We start from the raw sequence: 18034 nt of genomic DNA, 5'->3' as shown, positions 1-18034 counted from the left end.
AGTACGTGTACGTTCGTACGCATGACCGCCACCGATCTCGCGCCGCCGACCCCCGAGGTCCGCCGCGCCCGCGGCGCCGTCGCCGCGCTGTTCCTGACGAACGGCGCGCTGTTCGCCAACCTCGTCCCGCGCTACCCCGAGATCAAGGCCGATCTCGGGCTCGACAACGCGGCCTACGGAGTCGCGATCGCGGCGTTCCCGGCCGGAGCGGTCGTCGCGGGGCTCGCCGCGGCGGTCGTGATCCGCAGGCTCGGCAGCGGGCGCGCGGCCGTCGCCGGCACGATCCTCACGGCGATCGGCACGGTGCTGGCCGGGTTCTCTCCGTCCCTGCTCGTCTTCGCCGTTGCGCTGGCCTTCGCGGGGGCGACAGACGCGATCACGGATGTGGCGCAGAACACCCACGGCCTGCGGGTGCAGCGCCGCTACGGACGCTCGATCATCAACTCCTTCCACGCGATCTGGTCGATCGGCGCGGTGCTCGGCGGCTCGATGGCGGCCGGCGCGATCACGCTCGGACTGCCGCGCGCGGTGCACCTGAGCATCTCGGGCGTGCTGTTCGCGGTCGTCTCGCTCGTGGCGCTGCGGTTCTGCCTCCCGGGTCGCGACGACGAGACCGAGGCCGGGCCCGGTGCCGCGGCGACGCCGGTGCGCGGGCGGGTCGGGCCCCGCGTGGTGCTCCTCCTGGCCGCGCTGGTCGCCGTCGCCATCGCGGGCACCCTCGTCGAGGACGCCGCGTCGACCTGGGCGGCCGTCTACCTCAACGGCTCCCTCGGAGCGACCGCGGCCGTCGCCGCCTACGGCTTCGTCGCCCTCGTCGGCGCCCAGTTCGTCGGCCGGATCATCGGCGACCGGCTCGTGGACCGCTTCGGGCAGCGCACGGTCGTGCGGGTCGGCGGCGCGATCGCCGTGATCGGGATGGGGGCGGCGCTGGCACTCCCCTCCGTCCCCGGCACGATCCTCGGCTTCGCGGCCGCCGGATTCGGGCTCGCGACCACGGTGCCCGCGGCGATGCACGAGGCCGACGAGATCCCGGGCCTGCGCGCGGGAACGGGCGTGACGCTCGTCTCGTGGCTGATGCGGCTCGGCTTCCTGCTGTCGCCACCGCTCGTGGGCCTGGTCGCCGACAGTGCGGGCCTGCGCGCCGGGCTGCTCGTGGTGCCGCTCGCCGGGATGGTGGCCGTGCTGCTCGCGGGAGTGCTCAGCCCGCGCCGCCGAGCGGGGGCCGCCGCGTGATCGTGGCGGTGCTGTGGGACATGGACGGGACGATCGTCGACTCCGAGCCCGCCTGGGTGCGGGCGCAGGGGGCGCTCGCCGCCCGGTTCGGCTGCGCGTGGACGCCGGCCGACGCGCTCGCCCTGATCGGCAGCACGATGGAGCAGACGGTGCGGGCCCTGCAGGCCGCGGGCGTCGCGCTCGCCGACTCCGACATCGAGGCGGCCCTCGAGCGCGACGTCCTCGCCGAGATGCGCCGGGGGCTCTCCTGGCGGCCGGGCGCCCGCGAGCTCCTGCGCGAGGTGCACCGCGGGGGAGTCCCGCAGGCGATCGTCACCACCTCGTCGCGTGTCATGGCCGAGGTCGTGGCCGACGCGCTCGCTCCGGAGGTGCCGCTCGCGGCCCTCGTCACCGGCGACGACGTGACGCGGGGCAAGCCGCACCCCGAGCCCTACCTCCTGGCCGCCGCGACCCTCGGCGTCGACATCGCGCGCTGCGTCGCGATCGAGGACTCGCCGACCGGACTGGCCGCGGCCGTCGCCTCCGGTGCCGTCCCGATCGGGGTGCCGCACGACGCGGTGCTCGCCCCCGGCGCCGGCCGCACGATCTGGCCGACGCTCGCGGGGCGCGGGGTGCGCGATCTCGTGGAGCTGGTCGAGGCACGTCGCTGACGGCCTCACAACTGAGGCTGAGGCGCGCGGATCGCCCGGAATTCGGAGGAATCGGCCGTTCAGCCTCATCTGTGAGGACGGCGGTGCTCGCCTCTCCGTCTCCGGCGGACGTCCGGCTCGCAGAAACACGTCCGGCTCGCGGAATCCACGGGTTCTGACGAGCCGAACCGGATGCCACGAGCCGAAGATCGGCGACACGACGTCCGGCTCGCAGAAACACGTCCGGCTCGCAGGAATTCAGGATTCCCACGAGCCGGACGCGATCTCACGAGCCGGAGGTGCGCATCACGCCGTCAGCGCGACCGCCGTCCACGACACCGGGGGCAGCGTCATCGTCAGCACGCCGTCGGCGAGCGTCGCGGAGGCGTCGCGCAGGCCGACGCGCTCCTGGTCGTCCTTCGTGTTCTTCGCGTACGGGTCCTCGTCGAAGAGGGCCACCGCCTCCGCGACGCTCGAGACGCCGAGGCCGCTGACGTCGACCGAGACCTCGAGCGGCTCGGCGATCGAGCGGTTGACCAGGAACACCGACGCGCGCCCCTCGTCGAGGGTCGCGACGGCGTCGACGAGCGGTGCGTCGCCGTGGCGGGCGGTCGAGTAGGTGCCGACCTCGACGCGGGGCTTCAGCACCGAACCGGAGGCGAGGCGCGCGGTCGTCGCGAACGGGAAGAACGTGGTCTGGCGCCACGCGGCACCTCCGGGCTCGGTCATGATCGGCGCGATCACGTTGACGAGCTGCGCGAGCGACGCCGAGGTGACGCGGTCGGAGTTCTTCAGCAGGGTGATCAGCAGATTGCCGACGACGACCGCGTCGGCAACGGAGTAGACGTCCTCGAGCAGCCGCGGGGCGTACTCCCACTCGCGGGTGCTCTGGTCGCCCTCGGCGTCGGCCTTCTCCTTGGCCTGCCACTCCTCGAGGTACCAGACGTTCCACTCGTCGAACGAGAGCTTGATGTCCTTGGTCTTCTTGAGCTTGAACTTCACGTGGTCGACGGTCGCGGCGACCGTGGCGATGAAGTACTCCATCTCGAGGGAGGAGGCGAGGAACGAGCCGAGGTCGCCGGCGTACTCCTGGTAGTAGGCGTGGCACGAGACGTACTCGACGTCGTCGTAGGCGTGCTCGAGGACCACGCGCTCCCACTCGCCGAACGTGGGCATGCTCGACCCGGACGAGCCGCAGACGACCAGCTCGAGCGACGGATCCGCGATCTTGAGGGCCTTGGCCGTGCGGGAGGCGAGCTTGCCGTAGTCGTCGGCGTTCATGTGGCCGACCTGCCAGGGGCCGTCCATCTCGTTGCCGAGGCACCACATCCGGATGTCGTGCGGCTCGGTCGCACCGTTCGCGATGCGCTGGTCGGCGAGGGCGGTGCCCGCGGGGCCGTTCGCGTACTCGAGCACGTCGAGCGCCTCCATCACCCCGCGGGTGCCGAGGTTGACGGCGTACATGATCTCGCTGCCGGTGAGCTTCGCCCACTTGGCGAAGTCGTCGAGGCCGACCTCGTTGGTCTCGAGCGAGTGCCAGGCGAGGTCGCGGCGGCGGGGGCGCTCGGCGCGCGGGCCGACGCCGTCCTCCCAGCGGTAGCCCGAGACGAAGTTGCCGCCGGGGTAGCGGATCGTGGTCGATCCGAGCTCCTTGACCAGCTCGACCACGTCGAGGCGGAAGCCGTCCTCGTTGGCGGTCGGGTGCCCGGGCTCGTAGATGCCGTCGTAGACGCACCGGCCGAGGTGCTCGACGAACGAGCCGAACAGCCGCGGGTTGACGGGCGCGACCACGGCGGCCGGGTCGAGGGCGATGTGCGCCGAGGCGGCGGCGGGGGCGTCGGTCATGGTGGGCCTCTCCGGGGCGTCGGCGGGCTCCGGCGAGTGCGGAGGAGGCGCTCGTCGGTGAGGCCGCCCGTCGTTTCTAACGTTGTAGAGAAGATGCTCCGGGGTCGGCGCCCGGCTGTCAAGCGCGGCACTGTCCGCCTCCGCTCAGCCGCGGTGTGCTCGACTGGGAGGGTGCCTCCCGCCGATGCCTGCTCGATCCTCGCCGATCGCGTCGACGCGCTCGCCGCCGCCGATCCCCGCCCCCGCGCGCTGATCGCGGCCCTCGCGGAGGAGGTGGCGGGCATCCGCCGCTTCCCGCTCGGCCTCCTCGACCTGGCCGGGGGCGGATCCGATCGCGTCCGGGGCCGCGGCTTCCACCGGCGCTACGACGACGGCACCCGCGGGCAGGCGCGGCACTTCGCCGGGGTGGCCGGTGCGACCCTCTACCTCGGCGGCGGGCTCGCCCATCTGCTGATGCGCACGGTCGGCGGCGACGCCCACGGCTCGGCGGACGACCGGCTCACCCGGCGCGCGGCCCAGTGGAGCCGTCTGCTGCGCCGCCGCGAGCTGGCCGTCGCCGACGCCGCGGAGTGGATCCGCCGCGAGATCTGCGCCGGCGGCTGACGGCTCGCGCCGGAGCTGTCCGGGCCGGAGCGGCTCAAGCCCGCGCGGACGACTCCCGGGCGACCACGCGGAAGGACGCCTCGAACAGCGCCGGAGGCTCGGTCGCCGTGCCGTCGATGCGGGCCTGCAGGACGTCGACGGCGGTGCGCGCGATCTCGTCGCGGCCCGAGTCGATGCTCGACAGGCTGGGGGAGGAGTACCGCGCTTCGTCGATGTCGTCGAAGCCGATCACGGCCACGTCGTGCGGCACGCGCACACCGGCGTCCTGCAGTGCCCTCATCGCTCCGAGCGCCAGGGTGTCGTTGAGGGCGAAGACCCCGTCGAAGTCGACTCCCGCCTCGAGGAGACGGCGCATCGCCTCCGCGCCGCCCGATCGGCGCCAGGGGCCGGAGCTCCCGATCAGCGCCCGGTCGACGGCGAGCCCCGCGCTCTCGAGCGCCTCGCGGTACCCCTGCAGACGGAGCGAGGCCGTGCTGACGCCCTCGCCGCCGTAGGAGCCGAGCGCGACGATGCGCCTGCGCCCCGACTCGAGGAGGTGCGCGGTCGCCGCGCGCGCCGCCGCGACGTTCTGCATGGTGACGTGGTCGAGGTGCGGCGTGAAGAGGCGCTCGCCGAGCAGGACGAGCGGGAACTCGACGGCGAGCTCCTCCTCGTCGGCCGCTCCGAGCCCGAGGGGGCTGAACAGGAGCCCGTCGGTGAGCTGGCGGCGCGCGCTCGTGAGCACGCTGCGCTCGCGCGCGGGATCGCCCTCGGTCTGCTCGATCAGCACGGTGAGTCCGCGCTGGTCGGCGGCGCGCATGACGCTGTCGGCCAGCTCGGCGAAGTACGGGAGGCTCAGCTCGGGCAGGGCGAGCCCGATCACGCCGGTCCGCCCGCGCCGGAGGCTCCTGGCGGAGAGGTTGGGGCGGTAGCCGAGCTCGGCGATCGCCGCCTCGACCCGCGCGCGGGTGGCGGGCCGGATGTGCGGGTAGTCGTTGATGACGTTGGAGACCGTCTTGATCGAGACCCCCGCCGCGCGGGCGACGTCGTGCAGGGTGACCGCCACGTTCCTCCTCCGCCGACCCGGATCGCCGTCGGCCGGGATCGCCCCAACCTACAACGTTGTATGAAAGGGGCGGAGGGTCTCGAGCTCGCGATTTTGACAATCGTTATCAATAGCCGGTACCGTGTGGACACACCGACCGTCCGACTCCGGCCCTGGATTGGCTCCTCCGTGAAGACCCGCACCCTCTCGCTCACCGCCCTGCTCGGCGCCTCCGCCCTCGCGCTGACCGCCTGCTCCGGCACCGGATCCGCCTCCGACGCCGCCACCGACGGGCCCGTGCAGATCGTCGCCTCGACCGACGTCTACGGCGACCTCGCGGCGAGCGTGGGCGGCGATCTCGTCGAGGTCACGAGCATCATCGACAGCCCCGACAAGGACCCGCACGAGTACGAGGCGACCGCCCGCGACCAGCTCGCCGTCTCGGGCGCCGCGCTCGTGATCGAGAACGGCGGAGGCTACGACCCGTTCATCGAGACCATGCTCGACGCCTCCGACTCCGACGCCTCCGTGATCACCGCCACCGTCGCCGCCGGTCTCGAGGACGAGCACGACCACGAGCACGAGGGCGAGTCCGCGGACGACACCGCCGACGACACCGACGCCGCCCACGAGCACGCCGAGTTCAACGAGCACGTCTGGTACGACCTCGCCGCCGTGCGCGACGTCGTCACCGTGATCGGCGACCAGCTCTCGACGATCGACCCCGGCCACACCTCGACCTACACGGCGAACGTCGCGACCCTGAACGCGCAGCTCGACGCCCTCGTCGAGCGCGAGGCGTCGCTCGCGAGCACCCTCGGCGGCCGCTCGATCGCGATCACCGAGCCCGTGCCGCTCTACATGACCGACGCGCTGGGGCTCGTCAACGCGACTCCGGAGGCGTTCAGCGAGGCGGTCGAGGAGGGCACCGACGTGCCCGCGACGACGCTCCAGGACACCCTCGCCCTCTTCACGGGCGGCAGGGTCGACGCCCTGGTCTACAACGAGCAGACCGAGAGCGCCCAGACGGACGCGCTGCTCGACGCCGCCGATGCGGCCGGGATCCCCGCGGTCGGCGTCACCGAGACGCTGCCCGACGACGCCGGCGGCTACGTCGGCTGGATGACCGCGAACCTCGACGCGATCGAGGGAGCCCTCTCGTCGTGACCCCGACCGACTCGACCCTCGGGCCCGCTTCTCCGGAGGCGGGCCCTTCGGTGCTGCAGCTGCGCGGGGCCGGGCTCCGCTTCGGCGACCGCGAGCTGTGGAGCGGCGTCGACCTCGACGTGCAGGCGGGGGAGTTCGTCGCGGTCCTCGGCGCGAACGGCTCGGGCAAGACGAGCCTGCTGAAGGCCGTGCTCGGCCAGCAGGCTCTCAGCGAGGGCGAGCTGCGCGTGCTCGGCGCGCCCGTGCACCGCGGCAACCGCCGCATCGGGTACATCCCCCAGCAGAAGCTCGCCGACGACGGCACGCCGCTGCGCGCGCGCGACCTCATCGGCCTCGGCATCGACGGGCACCGCTTCGGCCTCCCGCTGCCCTCCCGCTCGCGGCGCGCCCAGGTCGACGCGCTGCTCGAGTCGGTCGGCGCCACCGGCTTCGGCGACGCCCCCATCGGCAGCCTCTCCGGAGGCGAGCAGCAGCGCGTCCGCGTCGGTCAGGCCCTCGCCGGCGATCCCGCGCTCCTGCTCTGCGACGAGCCGCTGATCGCCCTCGACCTCGCGCACCAGCGCGCGGTGAGCGAGCTGATCGACCGGCACCGCCGCGAGCGCCGGCTCGGGGTCCTCTTCGTGACGCACGACGTGAATCCGGTGCTCGGGATGGTCGACCGCGTGCTCTACCTCGCGGGCGGCCGGTTCCGCGTCGGCACGCCCGACGAGGTGCTGCGCTCGGAGGTCCTCAGCGAGCTCTACGACGCGCCCGTCGACGTCATCCGCGCCCGCGGCCGCGTGATCGTGGTCGGCGCACCCGACCACAGTCACGTCCACGAGCACGAGCACGGGGAGGAGCGCGCATGACCGACGACGTCTGGTCGCAGATCTTCGACTTCTCGGACTACGGGGCGCTGCTCGCGCTGCTGATGAACTCGGTGATCGCCGGAGCCGTCCTCGGCGTCGTCGGCGGGCTCATCGGCGTCTTCGTGATGTCGCGCGACATGGCCTTCGCGGTCCACGGCATCAGCGAGCTGTCGTTCGCGGGCGCCTCCGCCGGTCTGCTGCTCGGCGTCGGAGTCGTGCAGGGCTCCATCGTCGGCTCGCTCATCGCGGCCCTGCTGATCGGGCTGCTCGGCTCGCGCGCGCGGGACCGCAACTCAATCATCGCCGTGCTGATGCCGTTCGGCCTCGGCCTCGGCATCCTCTGCCTCGCGTTGTACCCGGGGCGCAGCGCCAACAAGTTCGGCCTGCTCACCGGGCAGATCGTGGCCGTCGACGACCCGCAGCTCGGCTGGCTGATCGCCATCTCGGTCGTCGTCGTCATCGGGCTCGCGCTGATCTGGCGGCCGCTGACGTTCGCGAGCGTCGACGCCGATGTCGCGGCGGCCCGCGGGATCCCGACGCGCGCGCTGTCGATCGTCTTCATGCTGCTGCTGGGGCTCGCGGTCGCCGTCTCGGTGCAGATCGTCGGCTCGCTGCTCGTGCTCGCGATCCTCGTCACTCCGGCCGCCGCCGCGCTGCGCGTCTCGGCGTCGCCGGTGCTCGTCCCGCTGCTGAGCGTGCTCTTCGCCGTCGGCGCGCTCGTCGGCGGGATCCTGCTGGCGCTCGGCGGCTCCGTCCCGATCAGCCCCTACGTGACCACGATCTCGTTCGCGATCTACGTGGTCTGCCGGATCATCGGCCGCAACGGGGTCCGCCGGGGCGTGCGGCTCAGGGTCGGCGCGTAGCGTGGGGCGAGTGGAGAAGAAGGACGGGACGCCCGTGGTCAAGCGCAACACCTGGCAGCGCGAGGCGGTGCGCGAGGCGCTGACGGGCCGCGACGACTTCGTCAGCGCGCAGGGTCTGCACAGCGCGCTGCACGCCTCCGGATCGCCGATCGGGCTCGCGACGGTCTACCGCGCGCTGGCCGATCTGGCCGGCGAGGGCGAGGCCGACTCGCTGCAGTCGCCCGAGGGCGAGAGCCTCTACCGGGCCTGCACGCCGGGCACGCACCACCACCACCTGATCTGCCGCCGCTGCGGGCTGACCGTCGAGATCGCGGCCGACGAGGTCGAGACGTGGGCCCGCTCCGTCGCGGCGCAGAACGGATTCACCGAGGCGCACCACGTGGTCGACGTGTTCGGCCTCTGCGCCGACTGCACGCGCGCGACGGTGTAGACGCCGGCTAGCCGACCGTGACGATCGGCGGCACGGGGCGGCGCGCCTGGCGCAGCCAGACGAAGAAGCCGGTCAGCGTGAACGCGCCGTAGAACACGTACATCAGCCCGGACGCGTAGTAGCCGGCCGAGAACAGCAGCGGCACGCCGACCAGGTCGACCGCCACCCAGATCAGCCAGAACTCGACCCAGCCCTTGGCCATCCCGTAGGTGGCGAGCAGCGAGCCGACGAAGATCCACGCGTCGCTCCACACCGGCTCGTAGGAGCCGAGCGCGCGGAACAGCGGAGTGAGGACCGCGGTGCCGCCGACCATGCCGAGCACCAGCAGCCCGCGCGTGCGCCAGGAGGCCCAGCGGGGCTCGATCGTGCTCGTCGCCGCCTCGGGGCGGTGCGTCCAGCGGTACCAGCCGTAGATGCTGACGATGATGAACATCACCTGCCGGCCGGCCTGGCCGAGCAGGTTGACCGGGTTCGGAGTGTCGAACAGCGCCCCCATGAACACGGTGAACAGCAGCGCGTTGCCGACGAGCCCGACCGGCCACGCCCAGACCTTCCGGCGCATGCCGCCGAGCGCGCTGAGCAGGCCGAAGACGTTGCCGATCACCTCGCGCCACAGGATCGTCTGGTCACCGATGACGAGCTGCGCGTCGAACAGCCAGTTCACGATGTCCACTGCGGTCCTCCTCAGAACGATGACCCTAACGATGGCGGACGCGGAGGCATTCCGTGCGCGAGCGCGCGGGCGCACCTAGGGATGACACGTGCGCCCGTAGGCTGGTCCGATGACCTCCCGGGTGCGCCTCCTGCTGGCGTCCTCGCATCCCGGCCCGACCGTCACCGTGACCGTGCTGGCGACGGTGCTGGCCGCCGCCTCCGGTCACGCGCTCGGGATCGTCGTCCTCGTCGCCCTCGCCGTGCTCTCCGGGCAGCTCTCGATCGGCCTCGCCAACGACTGGATCGACGCCGACCGCGACCGGGCCGTCGGCCGCACCGACAAGCCGGTCGCCGTGGGGACGATCAGCGTCGGCGAGGTGCGCGCCGCCGCCGTCGGCACTGCGGCGGTCGCGGTCGTGCTCTCGCTCCTGCTCGGGCCGGTCGCGGCCGTCGCGCACCTGGTGCTCGTCGGCGCGGGCTGGGCCTACGACGCCGGGCTCAAGCGCACGGCGTTCTCGGTCGCTCCGTTCGTCGTCGCGTTCGGCCTGCTGCCGGTCGTGGCCGTCGCGGCCGGGGGCGATCAGCTTCCCGCCGCCTGGGCGATCGCGACCGGAGCCGTCTTCGGCATCGCGATCCACTGCACCAACGTGCTCCCCGATCTGGTCGACGACGCGGCGACCGGCGTGCGCGGGTTCCCGCACCGGCTCGGACTCCGGCTCTCGGGCGTGGTCGCGTTCGGCTCGCTGGTCGTCGCGGCCGTGCTCGTCCTGATCGGCCAGGTCGTCGGCGACGAGCCGGTGCGCGGTGCCGGAGTCGCGATCGCGGTGGCCGGGACGCTGGTCGTGATCGCCCTCGCCGCCGTCGGCGTCCGCCTGGTGCTGACGGGGCCGCCGAGCAGGACGCTGTTCCGGCTGGTCATCATCGCGTCGCTCGTGCTCGTGGTCGAGCTCGGCCTGTCGGGCGCGCGCCTCGTCGCCTAGCCCTCAGGACCAGCGCATCGCGTAGACGCGGGCGAGCAGATCGGCGGAGGGGAGCGCCAGGGCCGTGCGCAGCCCCGCCTCGCGAGCGAGTCGGCCGAGACCGCTCACGGGGCGGCCGAGCGCCATGTTCGCCTCCGCCTGGTCGGCCGCCCGCCGCGCCACCGCCGTGCGGCGCCGGGCGAACCCGGGCCACGGCCCCGCGGTGCCGGCGCGGACGGCGCCGGTGAGCAGCGGAGCGAGCTCGGCGGCGTCGAGCCAGCCGAGGTTCATGCCCTGCCCGCCGATCGGGCTGATCTCGTGCGCGGCGTCGCCGATCAGCACGACGCGCCCGACGCCGATGCGGTCGGCGGCGCGGCGGCGCACGCCGAAGCCGCTCGTCATCGTGCAGGTCGCCGGGTCGGGGTCGGCGCCGGTCCGCTCGCGGACGACCGCGGCGAGGGCCGTCGCGGCCTCCGGGTCGACGGACTCGGCCGGATCGCGCAGCTCGGCCGCGCCGCGCAGCACCACGTACCGTCGGCGCCCGCCCGGCAGGGGGAACGACTCGACCACTCCGTCGGGGCCGACGTCGACCAGGGCCGAGGACTCGCGCGACGCCGGCTCCGGGTCGGCGAAGTCGCCCATCACGTAGCGGTCGGGGTAGTCGCGGCCGCTGGTGGTGATCCCGAGCAGCTCGCGCACGGTGCTCCGCGCCCCGTCGGCGCCGATGACGAACGACGCGCGGAGGGACACCGGTCGGCCGTCCCGGGCGGTGCCGGTCACGTCGACGTGGTCGCGCGACCGCTGCAGCCCGGTCATCGCGACGCCCGTGCGCAGGGCCCCGGGGGCCGAGGCACCGAGCCGGTCGCGCAGGATCTGCTCGGTGCGGTGCTGGTCGAGGGTGACGACGTACGGATGCGTCCGCGAGGCGCGCGCGAACGACAGGGTCCCGAGGATGCGCCCGCGGCTGCGCGCGACGCCCTCACGCACGCGCACGCCCTCGGCGAGGATCGGCGCGGCGGCGTCGATCGCGGCGAAGGCGTCGAGCGAGGGCGGGTGGATCCCGATGGCGCGGGAGCCGGCCGGGACGGCGGTCCGCCGCTCCCAGACCTGCACGTCGAGGCCCTCCGCCGCGAGCAGTGCGCCCGCGAACAGGCCGACCGGCCCGCCGCCGACCACGAGCACGTCCGTCCGCGATGCCGTCATGTGCTCGAGCCTACGAGCGCCGGGCGGATCAGGAGCCGGGTTGCGCTCGGCGCCACCAGCGGCGTCGGATCGGCGGCGGCTCCGGGGGGCGCGCTCGCGACGCGCGCCGCTCGGTCCACGCGGCGACCTCCGCGTCGACGTCGCGGAGCGGTGTCACGACCGGCGGCCCGCCGAGCAGCTGCCGTCGCGCCTCGACGACGCGGCGGTTGAAGTCGACGAGCGCCGCGCGCACCTCCGACTCGCGGACGAGGCGGTCGAGCTCGTCGTTCAGCCGGCGGTCCTCGGCGCGCAGCAGGAACGCGGCCGGGCCGAGACCGGTGAGGTTCTCGCGCTCGATCTTGCGGCGGATCCACCAGTCGGGATCGTGGACCTGGCCGAGCCCCTCGAGCGGCTTGCCCGCGCCGGGCAGGTCGTCGAAGTCGCCGCGGCGGATCGCCTGCTGGATCGCGGTCTCGATGAACGCGGCCCGCTCCTGGGCGTCCTCGGGGATCGTCGGCCCCGGCTCGTCACCGGAGCCCCCGCCCGCGGCGTAGCGGGCGGCGCGGTCGGCCGCATCGGACACGGGTCAGCCCTCCACCGGGAATCCGGGCAGACCGTCGATGCTCACGGCGTTCCGGGTCGCCCGGTACTCCGCCATGCCCTCCGGCCCCTTCTTCTCCGCCTGCAGCCGGAGCAGATCGCGCTCGCCGGTCAGCTCCATGACGGGCACGCCCCAGCCGCACGCGTCGCTGATGCGGGAGAGGTCGACGGTGATGACGGCCCGCGTGCTGGGGTTCTCGGGGTGCAGCGCCACGACCTCGTCGAACCCGGGCGTGCCGGGGAGGTGCACCGAGCCGTGCCCGTGCAGCCGGACGATCCGCGGACGGCTCCCGAACGAGGCGAACATCAGGCACACCCGCCCGTTCTCGCGCAGGTGCGCGATCGTCTCGACTCCGCTGCCGGTGTAGTCGACCCAGCCGACCCGGCGCGGCCCGAGCACCGAGAACGAGTCGAGCCCGCGCGGCGAGATGTTGACGTGCCCCTCGGCTCCGAGGGGCGCCGTCGCGACGAACCACATCGGCTGCGCCTGGATCCAGGTCGTCAGGTTCTCGTCGAGGGAGTCGAAGATCGCGGCCATCCTCCGAGCGTAGAACGTCGCCCCCGGGTCAGGGCAGCCGTCGGCGCTCCGCCACTCTTGGTGAAGAGGACTACACCAACTGCGATTCGCTCATCCGGGAACTAGAACGTGTCTGTCACCTAGGGTTTGCGATAGATGAGCAGGATCTACCGACGTCACAGCCCTCCGCCTCTGGCAACTAGGTCTAAACTTTGGTGGTCGTGTTCGCGTGTGGTCGGCATGTATCGGAGACGGCGCTGCTGTTCAGCGTGGTTCCCTGGCTCAATCACTCTTCTTTCTGTTAGACGCTCGTGGGATGCTGGGCAGTGGTTCTGAAGTGCAGGCCGGCGGATGACCGCGATCATGCGGCGACAAAGCGGCGATATCGGCGTGCATTAATTGGTTCACACTCATGGTCAAAGCTCACAGGAGATCGCTATTTATGGCTTCCACCTCATTCCCCGACTTCGCAGTCGGCATGCAACATCGTGTTGAACACGGATGGCATGTCTGGACGGTCAGGAGTCCGCAGGAACTTACGCAGGTTTCCGGCTATCTGCGTTTTCGGGGCAAGACTGGACTTGCCCTTTTTCGAGGGCAGTCGATCCTTTACTCAGACGTGCTTGCAACGGCCTTTCGATCTGCAAGCGGAAATGTTGGAGCGGCGACCGTGCAGAAGCATGCCGCCGCACTACGATCCTATATAGATCAGATTGTTGGCGCTCCCTGTAGTTGTCGATCGCATGTAAGAAAATATGGACACTCGCACGAGTGTAAGGAGGTCGTTTCCGCGAGGGGAGCCCTTCTCAATGAAACCTATCGGGCGGCGGTAGAACCTTTACTTCAACATTACGGACTGCGCACCCGCTGGATCGATGTCGTCGACAATATCTGGGTGGCTCTATGGTTTGCCTGCCATAAGCAGGTCAGTGTTGGTCGCTACGCACACCATGCCCGTCGATCGATAGCGCAAGAAGGACGTGGAGCGATGGCGTACGTCCTTGTCATTTCCACGGGAGCCATGCAGCCAACAGAAATACCTGGCTATCAGATTTCTGAGGACGTGCGCTTTGTGGATCTCCGATACTGCGTGCCGTCCTTGTATTTGCGGCCGCATGCTCAGCATGGCGCACTGCTCGCTCCCCGGCGGCTCGAAGCCGGCCCTAGCGCATTCGGTTCGATGCATTCGCAGGTCGCCGGAGTTATTGAGGTTGCGCTAGACGATGCGCTTCAGTGGCTTGGTCAGGGTTCAATGACTTCTGCTTCTGTGCTATTTCCAGGCGCTACGCACGACACCGGTTTCCGCCTGCTTCTAGAGGAATCGGTTGAGCCTCCGCTGGCCCTGGGGACACTCACGATATATGGCCCTGCTGAATGACGGAAGTAAATGGTCGGCGAGGAGTTCGACTGAGCTGTTCTTGACTCCGGCAAGATCCGAGGTTCCGGAAGATGTCCGCGGACCTTCTTCGTAGGTTTCAGGACAACTGATGGAACCCGATTCCTGCTGGATGTTGATCGTTGCCAAACCTTTACCTGGGAGGACCAACAGTGAGCTGGACTGCCGATTGCATGTGCACAACTCCATCGAGGGAGTCGAAGATCGCGGCCATTCCTCGAGCGTAGAACGTCGCGCCCGGGTCAGGGCAGTCGTCGCCGCTCCCGGCGGAGGGCGAGGAGCCAGCCGGCCGAGAAGGCCAGCAGCAGCGCGCCGAGTGCGGCGAGTGCCCAGGCGGTGGCGACGCCACGCGCGAGGACGACGGTGTCCGGCGAGAAGGTGGTCTCGGAGAGCGGCGCGTACGCGAACCAGCCGAAGCTGACGGCGCTGGGCGCGGTGACGCCGACGACCAGGCCCGCCGCGATCAGGGCCAGCCCGGCGGCCGGGACGATCCAGGGGAGGATGCGCCTCACGGGGTCGCTCCGCTCTCGGCGGGCGGGCGGGTGACGACGAACGTGTCGCCGTCCCAGGCGCCGGTCAGCGCGTACTCCCCCCACGTGGTGTCGTCGACGGTCGAGGCACCCTCGACGGCGTCCCAGCTCCAGCCGCGCAGGGCGGACCCGTCGCACTGCGGCGGGCGGGACTGGAGGATCAGACCGCGGCAGAGGATCGGGCCCGAGCCCGTGTCGAGGACGGTGGCGTCGAGCGTGACCTCGGCTGGCACTGCACCCGGTGAGGGCGAGCGCGGCGGAGGCTACAAGCACACCGATGCGGCGGGCCGTCACGACAGGACCTCCACCGGGACGATGCGGCGAGCACTGCTGGGCCCTGTCTGCCGGGAGCTGCGCACTCCGGCGATCAGGACGACTCCGAGGACCACGGTCGTGACAGGCTCGCCGAGGGAGAGGGCGGCCGTCGCAGCGGCGATCGCGGGGGTGAGGTCGTCGCGCGGCAGGGCCTGCATCAGGGCGAAGGCCACGGCGCCGAGCAGGAGCGCGCCGAGGGCGATCGCGCGCCACCTGCCGAGGACGAGGCCGCTCGCGAGGACCACGGCCGAGAACGCGGCGATGCCGACCGCCAGGAGGGCACCGGCGGCGACGATAATCTCCGCGGAGTCGGAGCCGTCGAGGGAGAGGCCGGCGGTGATCGGTCGCAGGCCGGAGTCGCGGGCCTGCCAGCGCACACTCACCGTGGCCAGCAGGAGGGCCGCAGGCAGGCCCGTCCAGAACCACCGGCTGCGGCTGCTGACCGCGATCCCGACGAGCAGCCAGGCGGCCGCCGCGAGGAGCGTCGCGGCCAGCAGATCGAGCGCGGGCCACGACGTGCCGATGGTCGCGACGAAGCCACCCCGGGCGATGTGGAGGAGATGACGGCCGTAGGCGACGGCGAGCCCGAGCTGCCAGACGCCGCTGACGACGAGGATCAGACCGGCGGCGGTCGTCAGACGGCGGCCGTGCCGGGTCGCGGCGACGAGGCGAGCTCGCATCACGCGGGCAGGAACACGCCCGCGGCGCGGTCCTTGACGACGGAGCCGGCCGGCAGGACGCGGCCGCTCATCGCGATGTAGACGCCCGGGGGGAGGAGCTGGACGGCGGCGACGGCCGCGCCGAGGTTGAAGGAGGCGTCGCTGTCGCGCATCCGCGCCGGCTGCATCGCCCCGGTGAGGACGACGACGCGGTCGCGGACGGTGCCGATCGCCTCGGCCGACGCCGTCATGGTGTCGGTGCCGTGGGTGATCACGATGCGGTCCTCCTCCGCGCTGAGCACGCGGTCGCGCAGGAGCGCGCGATCCTCGTCGTCGAGATCGAGGCTGTCCTTCGCGAGGATCCGCTCGATGCGGAACTCGAGAGTCGACAGCACGGGCTCGAGCAGGCGCGGCGCGGTCGGCTCGCCGATCTCGAGCTCGCCCGCGAGCGAGTACTCCTTGTCGATCGTGCCGCCGGTGGTGAGGAGGAGGATGCGGTCTGTCACGCGCTCAGACTAGGACGACCCTCCGACACGCGGCGCGGAACGGTGTCGGGCGTCGGTGCGGTTCGCAGGTGCCGGTGCGGTCTGCAGGAGATGGTGCGGTCTGCAGGAGATGGTGCGGTTCGCAGGACTTCGCGCCGGAAGTGTCCGGATCGCCGCGTGATCGGCGTGATTCGCAGCTCAAGTCCTGCAGACCGCACCCAGTCCTGCAGATCGTACGAAGCCCTGCAGACCGCACGAAGTCCTGCAGACCGCACCAAGTCCTGCAGACCGCACGCCCGCAGCGAGCACGTTCGTGCGACATCGCCCGAACGCCGGAGTCGCCCCCGCGGCGTCCGCCACGATGGAGGCCATGTCGACCTCCACGATCTCCGTCCTCCGCACCGGCGCCAAGGTGCTCCTCGGCTCCGCCCTCGTCTTCGCCGGGGTGAGCCACCTGACCCGCGCGCGCGAGGAGTTCCAGGCGCAGGTCCCCGAGTGGGTGCCGCTCGACAAGGACACGGTGGTGCTCGCCTCCGGAGTCGTCGAGATCGGCCTCGGCGCCTCGCTGGTGCTCGCGCGTCGCCGGGCCCCGCTGGCGGGTGCCGCCGCGGCCGCGTTCTTCACCGCGATCTTCCCGGGCAACATTTCGCAGTGGCTGACGAAGACGAGCGCCTTCGGACTCGACACCGACCGCAAGCGCGCGGTGCGCCTGCTCTTCCAGCCCGTCCTCGTGGCCTGGGCGCTCTGGTCGACGCGGCGGCCGCAGCGCTGATCAGGCGCTGCGCAGCGCCTCGACGACCCGGCTCACGCCGAACCGCCACGCGCTGTCGACATCGCCGCCGAGCGTGAAGGCTCCGTTGATCTCCATGCCGATGAAGCCCGTCGCCCACGCGGTCAGCGTCCGCGCCGCGTCGAGGGCGTGCTCCTCGCCGGCCAGCCGCGCGGTGATCTCGAGGAGCCGCTCGCTCGCGGCGTCGCGGTACTCCTGCGCCGCGAGCGGGGTGCGGGGCGCGGGCGCCATCACCAGGAGGAACGCGGCCGGCCTCTCGTGCCCGAACGTCCGCATCGCGTCGGCGAGCCCCTCGGCCGTCTCGATCGCGCCGAGGCGGTCGGCGTAGTCGCGCAGCGTCGCCTCCGCGACCCGTCGGATCAGGGCGTCGCGCCCCTCGATGCGCTTGTAGAGGGAGGGGGCGCGCACGCCGACCCGCTCGGCGACGGCCTGCATCGTCACGCCCGCGAGTCCCTCCTCCTCGAGCAGGTCGGCGGCGGCGCGGACGATCGCGTCGAGGGAGGTGCGCTCGGGAGTCGGCATGCGTCGAGTATAGCTATTGACAGTAGCCATGAAGGCTATGTACCGTAGCCATCATGGAACTCGGACCTCATCTCCGCCGCATCGGCAACGACATCGTCGCCCTCTACCTCGTCCACACGCCGGAGGGGGTGACCCTCATCGACGCCGGGCTGCCCGGTCACTGGGCGGAGCTCCTCGCCGAGCTCCGCCTGATCGGCCGCTCGATCGACGACGTGCGCGGCGTGATCCTCACCCACGGCGACTCCGACCACCTCGGCTTCGCCGAGCGGATCCGCCGCGACCACGGCGTGCCCGTCTTCGTGCACCCGGCCGACGCCGACCGCGCGAAGGGCGGCCCCAAGCCGGCGAACGCCAAGCAGACGATGAAGCTCGGGCCGGTGCTCGGCTTCGCGGCCTACTCGCTCCGCAAGGGCGGCGTCCGGTCGCACCCGCTCACCGAGGTCGTCGAGGTGAACGACGGCGAGACCCTCGATCTGCCGGGATCGCCCCGGATCATCGGCCTGCCGGGCCACTCCGCGGGGAGCATCGCCGTGCACGTCCCGCTCGCCGACGCCGTGTTCGTGGGCGACGGGCTGACCACTCGCCACGTGCTGACCGGCGCGGACGGGCCGCAGCCGGCTCCGTTCACCGACGAGCCGGAGCAGGCGCTCGCCTCGCTGCGGCTGCTCCTGCCCACGGGAGCCACCTGGGTGCTGCCGGGTCACGGCGCGCCGTGGAACGGCGGGGTCGCGGCGGCCGTCGCCGCGGTCGAGAGCGCCGCCCGCTCCTGAGGCGGCTCCGCGC

The 18034-nt window shown here is 72.0% G+C and carries 22 protein-coding genes; 11 read left to right on the top strand and 11 right to left on the bottom strand.

Annotated elements, in window-relative coordinates:
• The first annotated feature begins 21 nt into the window (after window positions 1-21).
• Together GSU68_RS16295 and GSU68_RS16290 are read left to right on the top strand one after the other, a co-directional pair.
• Window positions 22-1233, top strand: coding sequence for an MFS transporter (locus tag GSU68_RS16295; RefSeq protein ID WP_159909699.1), 1212 nt, complete (start codon window positions 22-24; stop codon window positions 1231-1233).
• Window positions 1230-1883, top strand: a complete 654-nt coding sequence (locus tag GSU68_RS16290; protein WP_244259315.1) for an HAD family phosphatase — start codon at window positions 1230-1232, stop codon at window positions 1881-1883. Before GSU68_RS16295 ends, GSU68_RS16290 begins: the two co-directional genes overlap by 4 nt.
• A 285-nt stretch (window positions 1884-2168) precedes the next feature.
• Here GSU68_RS16290 and GSU68_RS16285 read toward each other — a convergent pair whose 3' ends face one another.
• Window positions 2169-3707 carry an alpha-N-arabinofuranosidase gene (locus tag GSU68_RS16285; RefSeq protein WP_159909698.1) on the bottom strand — a complete coding sequence of 513 codons (1539 nt, stop codon included), beginning with the start codon at window positions 3705-3707 and terminating at the stop codon, window positions 2169-2171.
• A gap of 171 nt (window positions 3708-3878) precedes the next feature.
• Here GSU68_RS16285 and GSU68_RS16280 point away from each other — a divergent pair, with 171 nt between their 5' ends.
• Window positions 3879-4310: a hypothetical protein gene (locus GSU68_RS16280; protein WP_159909697.1), complete on the top strand. Its 432-nt coding sequence runs from the start codon at window positions 3879-3881 to the stop codon at window positions 4308-4310.
• A gap of 34 nt (window positions 4311-4344) precedes the next feature.
• On the opposite strand, the gene GSU68_RS16275 is transcribed toward GSU68_RS16280, so the two are convergent.
• Complete coding sequence (locus tag GSU68_RS16275) at window positions 4345-5355, bottom strand: LacI family DNA-binding transcriptional regulator (RefSeq protein WP_159909696.1); 1011 nt, start codon at window positions 5353-5355, stop codon at window positions 4345-4347.
• 168 nt (window positions 5356-5523) lie between these two features.
• On the opposite strand from GSU68_RS16275, the gene GSU68_RS16270 reads away from it, so the two are divergent.
• From GSU68_RS16270 to GSU68_RS16255, 4 genes are read left to right on the top strand one after another with little or no spacing between them, the layout of a single operon-like run.
• The gene (locus GSU68_RS16270; protein ID WP_244259314.1) at window positions 5524-6501 is read left to right on the top strand and encodes a zinc ABC transporter substrate-binding protein; all 978 of its coding nucleotides are present in this window, start codon (window positions 5524-5526) and stop codon (window positions 6499-6501) included.
• Window positions 6498-7349 carry an ATP-binding cassette domain-containing protein gene (locus GSU68_RS16265; RefSeq protein ID WP_159909694.1) on the top strand — a complete coding sequence of 284 codons (852 nt, stop codon included), beginning with the start codon at window positions 6498-6500 and terminating at the stop codon, window positions 7347-7349. Before GSU68_RS16270 ends, GSU68_RS16265 begins: the two co-directional genes overlap by 4 nt.
• Complete coding sequence (locus GSU68_RS16260; protein ID WP_159909693.1) at window positions 7346-8212, top strand: metal ABC transporter permease; 867 nt, start codon at window positions 7346-7348, stop codon at window positions 8210-8212. Before GSU68_RS16265 ends, GSU68_RS16260 begins: the two co-directional genes overlap by 4 nt.
• A 34-nt stretch (window positions 8213-8246) precedes the next feature.
• Entirely contained in the window at window positions 8247-8642 is a 396-nt protein-coding gene (locus GSU68_RS16255; RefSeq protein WP_159910350.1) for a transcriptional repressor, read from the top strand.
• A 7-nt stretch (window positions 8643-8649) separates the two neighbouring features.
• Here GSU68_RS16255 and pnuC read toward each other — a convergent pair whose 3' ends face one another.
• Window positions 8650-9315 carry a nicotinamide riboside transporter PnuC gene (pnuC, locus tag GSU68_RS16250; RefSeq protein WP_159909692.1) on the bottom strand — a complete coding sequence of 222 codons (666 nt, stop codon included), beginning with the start codon at window positions 9313-9315 and terminating at the stop codon, window positions 8650-8652.
• A gap of 109 nt (window positions 9316-9424) precedes the next feature.
• On the opposite strand from pnuC, the gene GSU68_RS16245 reads away from it, so the two are divergent.
• The gene (locus GSU68_RS16245) at window positions 9425-10276 is read left to right on the top strand and encodes a UbiA family prenyltransferase (RefSeq protein WP_159909691.1); all 852 of its coding nucleotides are present in this window, start codon (window positions 9425-9427) and stop codon (window positions 10274-10276) included.
• Between the two features lie 3 nt (window positions 10277-10279).
• On the opposite strand, the gene GSU68_RS16240 is transcribed toward GSU68_RS16245, so the two are convergent.
• From GSU68_RS16240 to GSU68_RS16230, 3 genes are read right to left on the bottom strand one after another with little or no spacing between them, the layout of a single operon-like run.
• Complete coding sequence (locus GSU68_RS16240; RefSeq protein WP_159909690.1) at window positions 10280-11458, bottom strand: NAD(P)/FAD-dependent oxidoreductase; 1179 nt, start codon at window positions 11456-11458, stop codon at window positions 10280-10282.
• 28 nt (window positions 11459-11486) lie between these two features.
• Window positions 11487-12020: a DUF1992 domain-containing protein gene (locus GSU68_RS16235; RefSeq protein ID WP_159909689.1), complete on the bottom strand. Its 534-nt coding sequence runs from the start codon at window positions 12018-12020 to the stop codon at window positions 11487-11489.
• A 3-nt stretch (window positions 12021-12023) separates the two neighbouring features.
• The gene (locus GSU68_RS16230; RefSeq protein WP_159909688.1) at window positions 12024-12575 is read right to left on the bottom strand and encodes a pyridoxamine 5'-phosphate oxidase family protein; all 552 of its coding nucleotides are present in this window, start codon (window positions 12573-12575) and stop codon (window positions 12024-12026) included.
• 421 nt (window positions 12576-12996) lie between these two features.
• Between GSU68_RS16230 and GSU68_RS16225 the strand changes: the two genes are divergently transcribed.
• Window positions 12997-13932: an FRG domain-containing protein gene (locus GSU68_RS16225; protein WP_159909687.1), complete on the top strand. Its 936-nt coding sequence runs from the start codon at window positions 12997-12999 to the stop codon at window positions 13930-13932.
• 260 nt (window positions 13933-14192) lie between these two features.
• Here the strand turns inward: GSU68_RS16225 and GSU68_RS16220 are convergent, their stop codons facing one another.
• From GSU68_RS16220 to GSU68_RS16205, 4 genes are read right to left on the bottom strand one after another with little or no spacing between them, the layout of a single operon-like run.
• Window positions 14193-14462: a hypothetical protein gene (locus tag GSU68_RS16220; RefSeq protein WP_159909686.1), complete on the bottom strand. Its 270-nt coding sequence runs from the start codon at window positions 14460-14462 to the stop codon at window positions 14193-14195.
• The gene (locus GSU68_RS16215) at window positions 14459-14713 is read right to left on the bottom strand and encodes a hypothetical protein (RefSeq protein WP_159909685.1); all 255 of its coding nucleotides are present in this window, start codon (window positions 14711-14713) and stop codon (window positions 14459-14461) included. Before GSU68_RS16215 ends, GSU68_RS16220 begins: the two co-directional genes overlap by 4 nt.
• Window positions 14714-14770: 57 nt before the next feature.
• On the bottom strand, window positions 14771-15478 hold the full coding sequence (locus GSU68_RS16210) for a hypothetical protein (RefSeq protein WP_159909684.1): 708 nt from the start codon (window positions 15476-15478) through the stop codon (window positions 14771-14773).
• A complete protein-coding gene (locus GSU68_RS16205; protein ID WP_159909683.1) occupies window positions 15475-15960 on the bottom strand; it encodes an asparaginase domain-containing protein in 486 nt (161 codons plus the stop codon). Before GSU68_RS16205 ends, GSU68_RS16210 begins: the two co-directional genes overlap by 4 nt.
• 349 nt (window positions 15961-16309) lie before the next feature.
• Here GSU68_RS16205 and GSU68_RS16200 point away from each other — a divergent pair, with 349 nt between their 5' ends.
• Entirely contained in the window at window positions 16310-16711 is a 402-nt protein-coding gene (locus tag GSU68_RS16200; RefSeq protein WP_208544597.1) for a hypothetical protein, read from the top strand.
• Here the strand turns inward: GSU68_RS16200 and GSU68_RS16195 are convergent, their stop codons facing one another.
• Window positions 16712-17251: a TetR/AcrR family transcriptional regulator gene (locus GSU68_RS16195; RefSeq protein ID WP_159909682.1), complete on the bottom strand. Its 540-nt coding sequence runs from the start codon at window positions 17249-17251 to the stop codon at window positions 16712-16714.
• Window positions 17252-17304: 53 nt separating this feature from the next.
• On the opposite strand from GSU68_RS16195, the gene GSU68_RS16190 reads away from it, so the two are divergent.
• The gene (locus GSU68_RS16190; RefSeq protein WP_159909681.1) at window positions 17305-18021 is read left to right on the top strand and encodes an MBL fold metallo-hydrolase; all 717 of its coding nucleotides are present in this window, start codon (window positions 17305-17307) and stop codon (window positions 18019-18021) included.
• Window positions 18022-18034 lie beyond the last annotated feature (13 nt).

Source organism: Rathayibacter sp. VKM Ac-2759, from assembly GCF_009834225.1.
GTDB lineage: Bacteria > Actinomycetota > Actinomycetes > Actinomycetales > Microbacteriaceae > Rathayibacter.
This window is presented reverse-complemented; position numbering and strand designations above follow the sequence as displayed.

Bases quoted from the DNA above. Each gene is read 5' to 3' on its own strand.
- GSU68_RS16295 (WP_159909699.1), top strand. From the start codon at position 22: ATGACCGCCACCGATCTCGCGCCGCCGACCCCCGAGGTCCGCCGCGCC.
- GSU68_RS16245 (WP_159909691.1), top strand. From the start codon at position 9,425: ATGACCTCCCGGGTGCGCCTCCTGCTGGCGTCCTCGCATCCCGGCCCG.
- GSU68_RS16260 (WP_159909693.1), top strand. From the start codon at position 7,346: ATGACCGACGACGTCTGGTCGCAGATCTTCGACTTCTCGGACTACGGG.
- GSU68_RS16225 (WP_159909687.1), top strand. From the start codon at position 12,997: ATGGCTTCCACCTCATTCCCCGACTTCGCAGTCGGCATGCAACATCGT.
- GSU68_RS16200 (WP_208544597.1), top strand. From the start codon at position 16,310: ATGTCGACCTCCACGATCTCCGTCCTCCGCACCGGCGCCAAGGTGCTC.
- GSU68_RS16230 (WP_159909688.1), bottom strand. From the start codon at position 12,575: ATGGCCGCGATCTTCGACTCCCTCGACGAGAACCTGACGACCTGGATC.
- GSU68_RS16190 (WP_159909681.1), top strand. From the start codon at position 17,305: ATGGAACTCGGACCTCATCTCCGCCGCATCGGCAACGACATCGTCGCC.
- GSU68_RS16285 (WP_159909698.1), bottom strand. From the start codon at position 3,707: ATGACCGACGCCCCCGCCGCCGCCTCGGCGCACATCGCCCTCGACCCG.
- GSU68_RS16195 (WP_159909682.1), bottom strand. From the start codon at position 17,251: ATGCCGACTCCCGAGCGCACCTCCCTCGACGCGATCGTCCGCGCCGCC.
- GSU68_RS16240 (WP_159909690.1), bottom strand. From the start codon at position 11,458: ATGACGGCATCGCGGACGGACGTGCTCGTGGTCGGCGGCGGGCCGGTC.